Source organism: Pseudomonas sp. FBF18 (genome assembly GCF_024261405.1).
GTDB classification, from domain to species: Bacteria; Pseudomonadota; Gammaproteobacteria; order Pseudomonadales; family Pseudomonadaceae; genus Aquipseudomonas; species Aquipseudomonas palmensis.
Window position 1 is genome coordinate 104,671 of the sequence record NZ_QKRS01000001.1, and the last position, 14,835, is coordinate 119,505.

A 14,835-nucleotide genomic window follows, 5' to 3' on the forward strand; every position below is an offset into this window, starting at 1 on the left:
GATGAAGGATCATCCTACCCTGATAAAAGCATCGCGGGTCAAGCCCGCTCCCACAGGTTCGATGGCGACCGTTGTGGGAGCGGGCTTGACCCGCGAAAGGGCCTTCCGGGCTTCAGATCACTGCGCGATGGTCTTGATCGACACCCCGCGCTCCACTGGCGTGGAGCGCCCGTAGATGTCTTCGAAACGCTCGATGTCGTCCTCGCCCAGGTAGCTGCCCGACTGCACCTCGATGATCTCCAGAGGGATCTTGCCCGGGTTGCGCAGGCGGTGCACCGAGGCGATCGGGATGTACGTGGACTGGTTCTCGCACAGCAGGAACACGTTCTCGTCGCACGTCACCTCGGCCGTGCCCGACACCACGATCCAGTGCTCGGCACGGTGGTGGTGCATCTGCAGCGACAGGCTGGCGCCGGGTTTTACCGTGATGTGCTTGACCTGGAAGCGCCCGCCCATGTCCACCGAGTCATACGAGCCCCACGGGCGGTACACCTCGCAGTGGTTCTGGGTTTCGTTGCGGCCCTGGGCGTCCAGGGTGTTGACCATCTGCTTGACCCCCTGAACCTTGTCCTTGTGCGCGATCATCATGGCGTCCTTGGTCTCGACCACCACGATGTTCTCCAGGCCGATCACCGACACCAGCTTGCCGTTGCCGTGGATCATGCAGTTGTGGCTGTCCTGCACCACCACGTCGCCCTTGGTCACGTTGCCGTTGGTGTCCTTCTCGTGCACGTCCCACAGCGACGACCAGCAGCCCACGTCGCTCCAGCCCGCACTCAGCGGCACCACGCAGGCGCGCTGGGTCTTTTCCATCACCGCGTAGTCGATGGAGTTGTCCGGGCAGCAGGCGAAGGTGGCCTCGTCGATGCTGATGCTGTCGCCGTCTTCCAGGCTGCGCTCCAGGGTCAGCAGGCAGGTGTCGTAGATGTCAGGGTCGTGCTTTTTCAGCTCTTCGAGGAAGCGGCTGGCGCGGAACAGGAACATGCCGCTGTTCCAGTAGTAGCCGCCACTTTTGACGAACTCGGTGGCGCGTTTTTCGTCCGGCTTTTCAACGAACTGTGCCACGCGGCTGATGCCTTCGGGCAGCAGGGCGTCCTGGCTCGACTTGATGTAGCCGTAGCCGGTTTCCGGCTTGGTCGCCGGCACCCCGAACAGCACCATTTCGCCGCGTTCGGCGGCCACCGTGGCCAGGGCCAGGGCGCGTTGCAGGGCCTTCTGGTCGTCCAGCACGTGGTCGGCCGGCAGCACCAGCATCAGCTCGTCGCGGCCTTCGTTGACCAGTTTCATGGCCGTGAGCGCCACGGCCGGCGCGGTGTTGCGCCCGAACGGCTCCATCAGGATCGCCTGGGTGTCCAGGTTCAGGTTGGCCAACTGCTCGTTGACGATGAAGCGGTGGTCCTTGTTGCACACCACGATGGGCGCGTCCATGCCGTCGAACACCAGGCGCGACAGGGTTTGCTGGAACAGCGTGTGTTCACCGGTCAGGGCCAGGAACTGCTTGGGGAATTGCTTGCGCGACAGGGGCCACAGACGCGAGCCGCTACCACCGGACAGGATGACTGGAATCATGGGTAATCTCCGAACGTTGAAAGGGGCAGTTGATTAACGGGTGGACACAGGGCGCTTGACCCAGACCGGCGACAGGTTGCTGCCACTGCCGGTCACATACAGCACGGCCGCTTCGCCACGTTCGAGTGCAACGGGCTTGAGGTCGCTGACTTTCTTGTCGCCTTCATACAGCGCCAGGCTGACCTTGACCGGGTTGATCTCGCGCTCGCCGCGCGCCTTGGCCGCCACCGGCTTGACCACTTCGGTCTTGCCATCGGCGGTCTTCAGGGTCAGGGCCTGGTCGCTCAGGTTCTGCACGCGTACCAGGGATTTCTGCTTGTTCTTGAACGGCGGTTCCTCGACCAGTTGCGGCTGGCCGCTGCCGTGGTTGACCAGGGTGTAGTAGTGATCGCCCGCCAGCTTGACCGGTACGGTCTGGCTGCCGACCTTGGCGCTGTAGTCGCCCTGGGGCATGAAGCTGAAATCGCTGCTGCCCTGGGCGGCCACTTCGCTGATCTGGGTATTGCCGACACTGGCGGCCACCGGCTGGTTGCCGGCGTTGTACAGGCGCACGAAGGTCGAGCCCTTGGGCGCGCTGGGGCCGTACAGTGCGGCGTCGGCGCCGGCCCAGGCCTGCAGCGAGAGCAGGCTCATGCCGGCGGTCAGGGCGAATGCTTTGGCAATGCGGTGCTTGGTGGTCATGTGCAGTTCCTCTCAGTGTTGCGTCCGATTGGACGACAGGGCCATGTCTTGATTGGCGGTACGGGTTTGCTTCAGCTGGGCGATCCACTGCGGATCGAAGGCGCTGAGGTCGTTTTTCATTGGCAGATAACGTTCCGGGAACTCCCATACCAGCACCTGTGGGGCGCTGGTCTTGAAGGCGTCGGTCTGCAGGTACTTGAGCATCGGCAGCAGCGGGCCATGGCCGTCCTCGGCGTAATTGACCACGTCGCTGCGCAGCGCCTGCTGCAACGCACCGAGGAAGTTCCAGTGCGGGTTGGCGCTGTAGCTGGTGCCGATCAGCGCCACGGGGATCTCGTTGTCGGCAAACAGCGCGTCGTCGCTGTCGGCCTGGTCCTGGGCCCGGGCAGGGCGGGTGGTGCGTTGCTGCAGGCTGTCCGGGGCCGGCAGCAGGTGGCTGAACAACGGGTCCAGCGGCAGGAAGTTGGTGAGGTCGCCCTTGTACGGTGTGGCGGCTTTGGCTTCGGTGACGAACTGCTGCGGCGTGCCGCTGAGCAGGGTCTGGCGGGCCACCGCTTCGGCCAGGTGGCGTGCCACCACCTCGGCGCCCAGTGGTGTCCAGTGGGTGTCGGTGCGCAGGAACACCTGGCCCTGGGCCTTGGCCGCCTGCAGCGGGCCGAGCAGGTCCGGGGCGAACACGCCGGCCTGACGCGCCTTGGCATGGAACTGGTTGTACAGGTCGGCATGCAGGCTGGCGGGCGTCTGCTCACCGATGTACTCCGGGTACAGGCGGGCCTTGGCCGGGATGATCGCCAGCACCAGTTGCACACCGTGTTGTTTGAGGGTGTCGCGCACGCCGCGGATCAGTGCGAGGTTCTCGGCCTCGAACTGTTCGCTGCCGGCCACCGGCTTGAACTCTTCATCGCTGAACAGCCATTGCTCGCGGCCCAGCACCACACCCGGGCGGCCTTCGTTGAACAGTTTGAAGTCCAGCGCCGCCCAGAGGTTGGTGCCCAGGCGCTTGATCGGGAACTGCGCGTCGTAGTGGGTTTCGGCGGCCTTGGCCAGCTTGCCGTCGAGCAGGGACATCTGCGCGGTACGCTGGAAACTGCCCAGGCCCCCCAGCGACCAGATGCCCAGGCCCAGCAGCAGGGCCATGAACAGCACGGCGTAGAGTTTGCGTAATGATCGGGTCATGGTCGGCTCGCTCAGAACTGGAAGTAGAGGAACGGCGAGTAGCTTTGCGCCGAGAGTTTGAGGATCGAGGCCACGAACAGCAGCAGCACCAGCGCGCGGGTCATGTACAGGCCCCAGTCCAGGCTCACGCTGCCGTCGCCATGCACGGCCACCGGGCTGGCCTTGGCCGTGGGCTTGGCGTTGCGGTAGAAGTCGCGCAGGCCGAAGAACGCCAGGCTCAGGTAGGCGATCACCAGGGTGGCCACTTGCAGGCCGGTGAGGCTGGCGCGGTTGAGCTCCGACAGCTGCCATTCACCGAAGCTGAACATGGCGCCGTACATGCGCCCGGCCACGTGCAGGTTTTCGGCGCGGAAGATCACCCAGCCCATCACCACCAGCAGGAAGGTGAAGGCCCACTTGACCGGGTTGAAGCGCTGCGGGTTGGTGTCCAGGCCCAGTGCGCGCTCGATCGCCAGCCACATGCCGTGCCAGGCGCCCCAGATGATGTAGGTGAAGTTGGCGCCGTGCCACAGGCCGCCCAGCAGCATGGTCAGGAACAGGTTGCGGTAGGTGGCGAAGGTGCCGCCGCGGTTGCCGCCCAGGGTGATGTACAGGTAGTCGCGCAGCCAGGTGGACAGGCTGATGTGCCAGCGCCGCCAGAACTCGGTGATCGACTGGCTGATGTAAGGCTGCTTGAAGTTCTCCATGAAGCGAAAGCCCATCATCAGGCCCAGGCCGATGGCCATGTCGCTGTAGCCGGAGAAGTCGAAGTACAGCTGCGCGGTGTAGGCCAGTGCGCCCAGCCAGGCGTCGCCGGTGGTCGGGTTCTGCAGGGCGAAGCAGTGGTCGGCGACCACCGCCAGGGTGTCGGCGATGAACACCTTCTTGATGAAGCCCTGCATGAACCGCGTGCACCCTTCGGAGAACTTGTCCAGGGTGTGGGTGCGGTGGTTGAACTGGTCGGCCAGGTCGCGAAAGCGCAGCACGGGGCCGGCGATCAGGTGCGGGAAGATCGCCACGAACGCGGCGAAGTCGATCAGGTTGCGGGTGGCCGGGGTGTCGCCGCGGTACACGTCGATGATGTAGCTGATCGACTCGAAGATGTAGAACGAGATGCCGATGGGCAACAGGATGTGGGTGAGGATGAACGGCTCCAGGCCGTACGAGGTCATGATCGCGTTGATGCTGTCGACGCCGAAGTTGGCGTACTTGAAGTAGCCCAGGATACCCAGGTCGACCACCACCCCCAGCAGCAGCCAGCGCTGGGCCGGCTTGGTGCGCACGCCGGCGGCGCCCACCTTGAGGCCGATCCAGTAGTTCCACAGGGTGACCGCGGCGAACAGCGCCAGGAAGTCCACCCGCCACCAGGCGTAGAACACGTAGCTGGCCAGCAGCAGCAGGGCGTTGCGGTAGCGTTGCCCGCTCAGGTAGTACAGGCCGAGAAAGATCGGCAGGAACAGGAACAGGAACACATTGGACGAGAACACCATCCCGATCTCTCCTTGTCGTTATCCACAATCGGGGCAGCAGCCCCCCAAACCCCCCGCTGAAATTGCGGGGGAACCAGATCAAACGCATCGCGGGTCAAGCCCGCTCCCACAGGGATTGCGGTCGTTGCTACTTCTTCTGTTCTGCCTGCGGGTCGTAGACGCGCGTCAGGTCGCCGCCCAGGCGGAAACTCTTGAACGGCTGCATCGCGTGCTTGCGCTTGAGCGCATCGGCGTCGCACTGGTACAGGCTGCACCACGGCTCAAGCCAGGCGTATTTGCTGTCGATCTTCAGATCGTCCATGTCCTGCTTCTGGCCATTGCGCGCCTTGAATGCACTCGGGTCTCTGGCCCCGGACAACACCCGCTCGCCCAGGCGCTTGAGCGCGCCGTTGTTTTCCGGGCGCAGGTCCACGCCGTTGGCCTGGGCGAAGCTGGCGATCATCGACAGCGGCGGCAGTGCGTAGTTGTGGTACGCCAGGGCGCGCTGCTTGCGCTTCATCTCGTTGGGCAGAAAGCCCTGCGCATCGACCTGGTTGGCACCCACGCGGTACTCCTTCACGGCCCAGTCGAACAGGTCGCGGCGATCGGTCGCCACCGCCGTGGCCATCACCGACCAGGCGGCCCAGTACGAGTGGTTGTTGATCTTTTCCAGCGGCAGGTCGCTCCAGTCCTTGACCGTCTGCTCGGCCAGGCGCGCGAACCATTTCTCGATCTGTTCGGCCTGGGCCTGGTGCGGCGCCAGTGGCTGTGCGTTGGAGAACTTCAGGCGCAGGTATGCCGAGCTCAGGCTGCCCAGCGCCCATTTGCGCATCGACTTGCCGGTGTGGTTGTAGTCGGTGGACATCAGCGCATCGGCCTGCGCCCAGGTGCCCAGCCACTGCAGGGTGCAGTCCAGCTGCTGCGGGCGGCCGTCGCGCATGTACTGCATCACCTGCTTGCTGACCCCGCGCTCCAGCGTGGTGATGCTGGCGGTGGAGTCGCGAAAGGCCTGTTCGGATGCCTTGTTCAGCGTCGCGCGGGCCTTGTCCGAGCCTTCGTACTTGCTGCGAAACTGCAGCGCGCCGGTGTAGGGCTTGGGCACGGCCTCACAGGTGAAGTCGTTGGGGCTGGTCTTGGGTTTCTCGATGCCGGCGTAGTAGCCCTGCGGCGGGACCAGCCCGCCGGCCTGCACCGCCGGGCCGAACAGGGCCAGGGCGAGCAGGGCGGGGGTGGCAAGGGTGCGGATGGATGTCATGTGCGCCTCACAGGCCGGCCTGGGCAGCATGCTGCCCGGCGCCGGCGATCGGGTTGCGTGTACACAGCCTGGCCTGGACCTTCTGGCTGCCGCTTTCGGGACCCTGCACTTCCACCGCGAGCAAGGTCTGGTTGGCCCAGTCCTCGTCCTCGCGCAGTTGGAAGGCGAAGCGTCCGTCGGTGTCGGAGGTTTCGGGTTTTTCGATCTTCAGGTCCTCGTGACGACCATTGAGGTACCACAGGGTGGCCTGCAAGGTCTTGACCGACTTGTCTTCGAACTGGATGTCCAGTTGATGACGGCCGTTGACCAGGTTCTTGATCACGCCGTTCTTGCCATTGACCAGCAGCTCGTTGGTGCCCGGCTTGAGCGAGGTGCTGACGCTCATCTGCGCAGGCTTGCCTTCGCAGCCGTTGTCGAGCAGGGCGAGCATCTGGCGCCAGATGGTTTCCTGGTCCAGGCGGTACAGCGGCGAGAACTCCCACACCAGGATCTTGGGCGGGTTGTTCTGGAACTCCTCGCTGCCCAGGTACTGGATCATCGAACCTTCCAGGCCGCCACCGGGGAACGCGACGTTGAGCACGTCGGCGCCGATGTACTGCTGCAGAAAACCCGAGAAGTTGTAGTTCTTGCCGCTGTGGCTGGTGCCCACCAGGGTGATCTGCGGGTTGCCCGAGTCGCCGAACAGGTCGTCGCCGCCACTCTCGCCCTTGGGCTCGGTGACGAACTGGTCCATGTACTGCACCGCGTAGCTGGTGCCGCACAGTTGGCCGGCGACGTTGTGCAGGGTGCCGGTCTTGCCCATGCGGCCGGACGGGTGGCTTTCGAATTCACGCCGCGGGATGTCGGCGAAGGCCGGCATGCTGTGCACGGTGTCGGCCACGATTTTTGCCGCACGCTCGGCGCCATAGGGCGTCCAGTGCTGGTCGCCGCGGAAGTAGAAGTCCTTGCCCTGCTGCGCGGCCGGCAACTGTTCGTTGGTCAGCGGTGACAGGTCGGGCACGTTGTAGCCCATTTGGGCGAAGCGCTTGAGCATGGCCTGGTAGTTGCGCAGGGCCTTCTCGTAGTTGAACGCGGCCTTGTCGGCCGGGTTGAGCATGTTGCGGTTCACCAGGCCACGGGTGGGCTGGTACACCACCACCAGTTCCACGCCGCGCGCCTTGAAGGCATCGTGCACCTGCTGCAGGCGTTTGTAGCCGGCCGGGGTGGTGGTGAACTCGGTGCGCAGGTCTTCGCGGGTACGGAACAGCCAGTCGCCCTGGGCTTGCACCAGGGTGGTGAAGTTCTGCTGGTAGCGGGTGGTGTAGCGGCTGGCATCGTGGGCTTCGGGGCACAGTTGGCAGCACGGCTGGGCGGTGAAGCTGGGCGCCTGCACCTCGTCGGCACGCACGCCGTTGCTGATCGCCAGCAGCGCCGCACTCAGGCCAAGCAGTTTCATCAGGTGTGGGGTCATGTCAGGTTTCCTCAATCCGCCATGTCGGTCTGGCGTTCGACCGGGTCGATCAGTACGGCTTTGCCCTGGCGCACCATCAGGTCGAGAATCTCGTCCTGGCGATCGCCCAGCACCCCGGAGAAACTGATGCCGCTGGACTTGCTCGGGGCCAGCATCGACACCCGGTACAGCTCCACGCTCAGGGGCGAGTCGATCGACAGCGGGCCGCTGCCGTTGGCCGCCAGTTCACCGCCCACCACGATCAGCGACACCTTGGTGTCGAATGGGTCCAGGTCGATGTCGCGGTCGGTATCGGACAGGTCCTTGATGTGCCCGTACACACCCACCAGGCCGTTGGCCATGGCGAGGTTTTCGTACAGGCGGATGTTCACGCTGTTGCGCACGCGGATGCCGTGGCGACGGTTGCTGATGACCTTGTTGCCCCAGATCAGGTTGTCGCCGCTTTCGTACAGGGTGATGCCGTCGGTGTGGTTGCGGTAGATCTCGTTGTAGGCGATCAGGTTGTTGACGCTGTTGCGGTCGATCACCACGCCCGAGAGCTTGTTGTCGTAGCTCTTGTTGTTGATGATCCAGCTGTCGTTGACCTCGCGCGAGACGATGATGCCGTGCTTCTTCTTGGTGCCATGCACGGTGTTGCCGGCGATGATCAGGCGGTGCGAACGGTCGTGGGGGTCGATGCCGTACACGATGTTGTCGCGGTAGGTGTTGTCCTTGACCACGAAGTCGCTGGTCTCGTAGCAGTAGAAGCCGTACCACATGTCGCTGAACTCGGAGCCGATGATCCAGCCGGTGGGTTCGGGGCGGCCCATCTGTTTGGCCATGTTGGGCGTGTACTGCGAAATGCTCACGCCGTAGGACTTGCTCTGGGCATAGCCGAAGCTGGCCATGCGGGTGTTGACGATGTAGGTCTCGGTGCCGCCCCACGAGAGCAGGAACGGGCGAAATTCCTTGGGTGTGCGGAAGGTCGCCGGGCCGTTGTCCTTTTCGCGCCAGCCGGTGACGCGGGTGTCGCTGACGAACAGCTTGCCGTCGTTGACGATGAACGCACCGCCTTCCTGGGACAGGCGCAGCTCCTTGACCTTGGCATCGATCTCGAGCACGCCCTTTTGCCCCACCACGATCGGCAGGCGCGACAGGTATACCCCCGGCGCGGTTTCACGCAGGTACTGGGCCGGCACGTGCTTGCTCAGCTCGGTGAAGTCGACATGCCCGTCATCGACGAAGATCGCCTGCGGGATGCCGTGCTGGCGGGCGACCCATTCGGCCATCTTGTTGTCGCCGCCGATGAACTCCTTGAGGGCGTCTTCCTGCAGCATGCGGCGTACCGTGACCTTGCCCTTGCGTGCACGCTGGATCTTGGCCTGCACCGCTTCGGCGGTGTAGCCGCTGAGGTCGGGCAGGGTCGGCGCCGGGATCTGCAACGGCTCGATCGGCGCGCTGCTGACGGTGTAGGTCTTGGCGTGCTGCAGCTCTTTGGCCGGGCTGGCCACGGGCAGGCCGTTGGCCAGGGCGATGCTGCTGGCCAGCAGCAGGCTGCCGGCGATCAGCGTGTTGAGCGGGTAAAGGTTCATGTCAATGCACTCCAGGCATCAGAAACGCCAGATCACGTCGATGAAGGCGCGGTGCATGTACGAGTCCGCTTCCTTGCCATAGGCGTCGCCTGGCTTGAACACCCCACCGCGAAAGCGCACCAGTGCCGACGGTTCGTCGATCGACTGGCTCAGCGCGGCCGGCAGCAGGCCCTGCTTGAAGTACTTGGTGACCACCAGGTCCATCTCCTGGCCGAGGTCTTTTTCGCCCTGGATCAGCGGGCGGTTGATGCCGTCATCATCGACCACGGCGTTGATGCCGCTGCTGCCGATGTTCTGCTTGCCGTCGACGCGCCAGAACTTGTGGTACACCAGGCTTGCGTCGTAGTCGTCGCGCAGTTGCCAGGAGGTGAACAGGGTGGCGGCCTGCAGGTTGCCCAGCTCGCCACGGAAGGCCTCGCCGAAGCGGTGCACACGCGAGCGGGTGCCGGTGAAGTTGGAGCGGTTGCTCTCAAGGCCGGTCTGTTCGAAGTTGGCCGAGCCGTCGCTGCCACCGCCGCCGCTGCCGCGGGCATAGGCCGCGCCGACCTGCCAGTTGGGGTCCAGGCGCAGGCGGATGCCCAGGTCAGTGGCCCAGGCGTTGACATCGCCGCTCTGCTTTTGCGTGGCCAGCTGGTCGCCGTTGGCCAGGGTGGTGGCGCTCAGGCGATCACGGTCGCCGGTGAGCCAGGTGACGCTGCCCCAGTAGTTGACGGTGTTCTGGTTGCGCCAGTTGTAGGCGTCGCTGTTGGCCTCAAGGCCCAGCCAGGTGAGGTCGCCGTTGCGGGTCTTGTCCAGCGGGTCGAGGGTCTCGCCCGGGTTCTTCAGCTTGCCGTCGTCGTGGGTGTGGTGCGCGCGCAGGCCGACCCAGTGGCCTGGGGTCCATTGCGCGGCCACGTCGCCGTAGACGTGCAGGCGGTCCTTGTCTTCGGGGGCCAGGTCGGTGAGGTCGGTGCGGTACTCGCTGAAACGCTGGGCCACGCCGGCGTTGGCGCGCAGCAGGGTGGTGTCGAAGGTCCAGTTCAGCGCCTCGATGTTGGTGTCGCGCCACATGCCGTCGTCGCTGCGCAGGCGCTGGCGGCCCAGGCGCAGTTGCTCGCCGGGGTAGGCGGTCAGGCCGCTGTAGCCGACCCAGAACTCGCGCATGGCCAGGTAGCTCTTGTCCTGCTCGCGGCCGCTGGCGCGGCGGGTTTCGACCTGGCTGTCGTCGTCGGCCTGGCGCAGGGTGTCGGTGTCGATGGTGTCGGTGGCGGTGACCGCCTGGCCCATGGCGTAGGCGCTCCAGTTGCCGCGCTCGCCATACACCCAGGGGCGCAGGTCCAGGCCCAGACCGTTGACGTCGCCGCCGGAGCGGGTGCCCAGGTCGCGGTCATCCTCGGACTGGCCGGTGACTTTCACTTCCAGGCCGAAGTTCTTCTCGGCGGTCATCGCGGCCAGGGTCGGGCACGACCAGAGCAGGGCACAGCCCAGGCCCAGGCCGGCCTTCATCCACGGGTTGAGTGTCATAGGGATTCCTCGCCGTCTTGTTCGGTGGTGTCCTGCAGGGCCTGCATGGCCTGGGCGCCGGGGCCCTGACCCATGGCGCCACGGGCCTGGCGCTCCTGTTGCAACAGGCGCTGGGCCTGGGCCTTCTGCGGGGCGGATAGCTGCTGGTCGAGCTCGCCGGCCATTGCCGTCGATTGCTCGCTGGGGTTGGCCTGCGCCAGTTGCGCGAACACCCAGGCGTTGACCAGGTCCTGGCGAATGCCGCGACCTTCGCTGAACAGCTGGGCCAGCGCGTAGTCGGCGCTGAGCTGGCCGCCACGGGCGGCGCGCAGCAGGTGATCGACGGCTTTCTGCGGTTCGACCTGGCCCAGATAGCCACGGCGGTAGAGCTGGCCGAGGTAGTAGTGGGCGCTGATTTCGCCGGCATCGGCGGCGGACTGCAGGTGCGTCTCGGCTTTTTTCGCGTCGGCCGGCACGGCCTTGCCTTCGTAGTAGAGGCGGCCCAGCAGCAGCTCGGCGCGCGGTTGTGCGGCCTCACGGCCCTTGTCGATGTAGGCCAGCAACTGGTCGCTGTCGCCCAGCTCGGGGAAGCTGTAGAGCAGTTGCGCCAGGCTGACCCAGGACGCGGGGTTGCTCGGTGCGACCTGTTCGAGCAGAGCCTGGGCGGTTTTCTCGTCGGTCTGGCCCAGGCTGGGGTCGGCCAGTACGCGGGCCACGCTGTCGACCCGGCTGGCCGGTACCGCACCGCGGGCATAGGCGGCCTTGAGCTGGTCGATCAGCGCGGCCTGTTGTTCGGGCTGGGCACGCTTCTGGTACACGCTGGCCAGTTCCACATAGCAGATGTCGGTGCTGGCCAGTGCGGCCTTGCAGATACGTTCCACCTCGTCCAGGTGCTGGTCGTAGGTGTTCTGGGTACGGTACAGCAGCACCTGGGCCAGGCCCGCCTCGGGGTAGCCGGCGGCGCGCCATTGGTCGATCTGCTGCTGGGCATCGAGGTCGGGGAAACTCTGCGGGTATTGCAGGTAGAGCATGGCCAGCGGGATCAGGGTGTTGCTTTCGCCGGCGGCGAAGGCCTGCTTGAGCAGGCCCTGGGCCTCGTGGCGCTCGGCCTCGCTGCTGTCGGGCTTGGCCACCAGCAGACGGCCGAGGCGGGCCTGGGCGCGGGGCGAGGTGCGGGCGGCGGCGCGGTAGGTGGCCTCGGCCTGCCTGAGCTTGGCCGGGTCACCGGTTTCGACCTGGATATCGGCCAGGCCTACCTGGGCCTCGCTGTAGCCCAGGTCGGCGAGTTGCTGGTAGTTGCGCTCGGCCAGGGCGGTGTCGCCGCGCTTGAGGGCTTCGTTGGCCAGGCGCTGGTCGGGCAGGCCGGCGCAACCGGCCAGGCTGACGGCCAGGGCCAGTGCACCCATCGGTAGGAGCCGGCCTTGCCGGCGAAGGGGGCTGCACGATTCGCCGGCAAGGCCGGCTCCTACAGGGATCGCGGTGTGTTGGGTAGTCACCGGCATGTCCTCTTCAAAGCCCACGGGCCACGGCCTTGTCGATCAGCCAGTCCATCGACGGACCCCGGTCGCTGTTGACCGACACCGGGCGCCCGGCCAGCTCGCTGGGCATCGGCGCATCCGGCTTGATCTGCACGCGAATGTCCGAAGACAGGTCGTCGCTGTTCTGGCTGGTGCTGCTGACGATGCGACCCTGGCGCACGTCGTCTTCGCCGGCCACCTGGAAGTTGACGCGGGTGCCGGGCTGCACTTCGTCGAACTGGCGGTAGCTGAAACGGGCCTCGATGATCGGGTTGGTGGTGCGCGGGATCAGCTGGAAGATCACTGCGCCCTTGCTCGCGTATTGCCCGTCATCCACCAGTTGCCTGGCCACCACGCAGTCGCACGGGCTGGTGAGGGTGCCGCTGAGCTGCTTGCCGAACAGTTCCTCGACCCGCGCCGGCTCCAGTTGCTGGTCGTCCAGGTGGCCCTTGAGCAGGTCGAGCATGCTGGTGTTGAACGAGGCCAGCGGCGCGCCCTTGACCACCGGGCCGTCCGCCTTCACCAGGCTCTGCACGGTGCCGTCGCGCGGCATGGTGACGTTGGTGGTGGGGACGCTGACCACCCCGGCCTCGGCATGGCTGACGAAGTACAGGCCGTACACCGACTTGGCGATGAAGCCGAACGCGGCCACGCCGACCACGAACACGCCGAGGCTGAAGGTGACCGCACGCAGGCGGCCGAAAGCGCTCAGGCCGCCGCCGGTGTCCTTCTGCTTGCGCGCCTTGGTGAAGTTGTCGCGTTGCAGGGTGCTGAGCACGTCGCCGATGCTGATCAGCTCGCCCGACAGGTGCGAGGTGATGATGTGGCGCAGGGTGGCGATGTCGCGCTGTTCCAGGTTCTGGAACTGCACGCCAGTACGACCGTCGGCGACGTTGTGCGAGCGCACCTGGAACTCGATGTCGATGGCCAGGCCCAGGTTGTCGACCACGAACTGCAGGCGGCCGCGCACCACTTCGCCGACCTTCAGCGGGTGGCGGGTGTAGAAGCTCAGGCCACCGGCCGAGAGGTCCTCGACCTTGACTTCGAGGGTCTCGCGGTTGGCCCCCAGGTAGCGCAGCTTGGCGGGGATCTTTACCCGGGCGTGCTGACGCTGGGCTTCGGACTCATGCACGACATTGGCATTCACGGCGGTATTCATGGCGATATGTTCCTGTTTATTCCGTAGGGCGGCGGCTCACACGACCATGAACAGCACAGCGACGAAGATGCTGGCTGCCGAGAAGGTCATGGTCCGCGAAGACCAGGTGTTGAACCATTGTTGAAAGCTCGCGAGGTCGCGTTTGAGCGCAGTGGGCTGGCGGGTCCAGGACTGCTTGTCGAGGCGGAAGAACACGTAGATCTTCATGATTGCGCCGACGATCTGGTTGTAATAGAGAATCAGCGGGTAGGCCGGGCCGATGGCATGCCCCGAGCACATCAGCATCAGGGTCAGGATCAGGCGGGTGATGCCGATCCACAGCAGGTACACCAGCAGGAAGGCAGGGCCGAACTTGAGGCTGGCGATCAGCGCCACGGTGAGCCCGAGCAGGCTGGTCCACATCGACACGCGCTGGTCGAACAGCACCACGCTGGTGAACAGGCCGAGGCGGCGAACGCCCAGGCCCAGGGCGCGGGAGTTCTGGCGCAGGTTGTTGCCGTACCAGCGGTACATCAGCTTGCGGCTAGCCTTGATGAAGCTCTTTTCCGGCGGGTGCTCGACCGTGTTGATCGCCGCATCCGGCACGTAGAACGTGTCGTAGCCCAGGCGCATGAGGCTGAACCAGCTGGACTTGTCGTCGCCGGTGAGGAACTTGAAGCGGCCCAGGCGCCAGTGCTGCAGCGAGTCGTTCTCGACGTCCTTGATGAACTCGGGGTTGGTCACCACGGCGGCGCGGAATACCGACATGCGCCCGGTCATGGTCAGCACGCGCTTGGACAGGGCCATCGAGCACATGTTGATGTGGCGCTGGGCAAAGCGCAGCTTGTGCCACTCGCTCATGATGTAGCCGCCGCGCACTTCGCAGAATTCGTTGGTGGTCAGGCCACCGACATTGGGGTAGAGCTTGAACCAGGGCACGGTCTTGGCCACCACGCCTTCGCCGAGCACGGTGTCGCCGTCGATCACCGCGACCACTGCGTTCTCGTCGGGCAGGTGGCGCGAGATGGCGCGAAAGCCGTAGGCCAGGCCGTCACGCTTGCCGGTGCCGGCGATGCGCACGAAGTCCAGGGCCACGCGGTCGGGCGGGTTGAACTTGGCCCACAGGCTTTTCACCAGCAGTTCGTCGCTCATTTCCACCAGCGAGCAGACCACGGTGGTGGGGTAGCCGCAGTCGATTGCCTCGCGGATCACCGAGCTGTACACCTGCGCGGTGGTCAGGGCGTCGATGCGAAAGCTGGTGACCATCAGGTACACGTGCGACGGGTCGGCCGCGCTGCCCAGTTTGCGCACCTTGCGTCGCAGCATCGGGTAGACGATGTAGAGGAACAGCATGCCCCGCACGAAGTGCGTGGCACCCATGGAATAACGCCAGATTCCGACAGCGCCGATGAGGAAGATGAAGTCCTTGGAGTCGGGGTCGAAAACGGTCTTGGGCAAGGCCAGGGCGATCAGCATGAGCAGGCTCACGTAGAACAGCCATCCGGCGACCTGTAGCAGGCCGTGCTTGAGCCTTTGCATGGTGTGCAT

The 14,835-nt window shown here is 65.3% G+C and carries 11 protein-coding genes; all 11 read right to left on the reverse strand.

What is annotated here, in order from left to right; genetic code table 11:
* Nucleotides 1–117 precede the first annotated feature (117 nt).
* Nucleotides 118–1,569 carry a mannose-1-phosphate guanylyltransferase/mannose-6-phosphate isomerase gene (locus tag DN387_RS00580; protein WP_043860997.1) on the reverse strand — a complete coding sequence of 484 codons (1,452 nt, stop codon included), beginning with the start codon at nt 1,567–1,569 and terminating at the stop codon, nt 118–120.
* 33 nt (nt 1,570–1,602) lie between these two features.
* On the reverse strand, nt 1,603–2,250 hold the full coding sequence (locus tag DN387_RS00585; RefSeq protein ID WP_043860998.1) for an alginate O-acetyltransferase AlgF: 648 nt from the start codon (nt 2,248–2,250) through the stop codon (nt 1,603–1,605).
* Nucleotides 2,251–2,262: 12 nt separating this feature from the next.
* A complete protein-coding gene (locus tag DN387_RS00590) occupies nt 2,263–3,426 on the reverse strand; it encodes an alginate O-acetyltransferase (RefSeq protein ID WP_054914853.1) in 1,164 nt (387 codons plus the stop codon).
* Nucleotides 3,427–3,437: 11 nt separating this feature from the next.
* Nucleotides 3,438–4,895, reverse strand: coding sequence for an MBOAT family protein (locus DN387_RS00595; RefSeq protein WP_054914852.1), 1,458 nt, complete (start codon nt 4,893–4,895; stop codon nt 3,438–3,440).
* 127 nt (nt 4,896–5,022) lie between these two features.
* Nucleotides 5,023–6,129, reverse strand: coding sequence for a mannuronate-specific alginate lyase (locus DN387_RS00600; protein WP_054914929.1), 1,107 nt, complete (start codon nt 6,127–6,129; stop codon nt 5,023–5,025).
* A gap of 7 nt (nt 6,130–6,136) precedes the next feature.
* Entirely contained in the window at nt 6,137–7,579 is a 1,443-nt protein-coding gene (locus tag DN387_RS00605) for an alginate O-acetyltransferase (protein WP_043861001.1), read from the reverse strand.
* 11 nt (nt 7,580–7,590) lie between these two features.
* A complete protein-coding gene (gene algG / locus DN387_RS00610; protein WP_043861002.1) occupies nt 7,591–9,150 on the reverse strand; it encodes a mannuronan 5-epimerase AlgG in 1,560 nt (519 codons plus the stop codon).
* An 18-nt stretch (nt 9,151–9,168) separates the two neighbouring features.
* Entirely contained in the window at nt 9,169–10,653 is a 1,485-nt protein-coding gene (locus DN387_RS00615) for an alginate export family protein (protein WP_054914851.1), read from the reverse strand.
* A complete protein-coding gene (algK, locus tag DN387_RS00620) occupies nt 10,650–12,038 on the reverse strand; it encodes an alginate biosynthesis TPR repeat lipoprotein AlgK (RefSeq protein WP_054914850.1) in 1,389 nt (462 codons plus the stop codon). Before algK ends, DN387_RS00615 begins: the two co-directional genes overlap by 4 nt.
* 103 nt (nt 12,039–12,141) lie before the next feature.
* A complete protein-coding gene (locus tag DN387_RS00625) occupies nt 12,142–13,308 on the reverse strand; it encodes an alginate biosynthesis protein Alg44 (RefSeq protein WP_043861005.1) in 1,167 nt (388 codons plus the stop codon).
* A gap of 36 nt (nt 13,309–13,344) precedes the next feature.
* Complete coding sequence (gene alg8 / locus DN387_RS00630; RefSeq protein WP_043861006.1) at nt 13,345–14,826, reverse strand: mannuronan synthase; 1,482 nt, start codon at nt 14,824–14,826, stop codon at nt 13,345–13,347.
* Between the last annotated feature and the right edge of the window lie 9 nt (nt 14,827–14,835).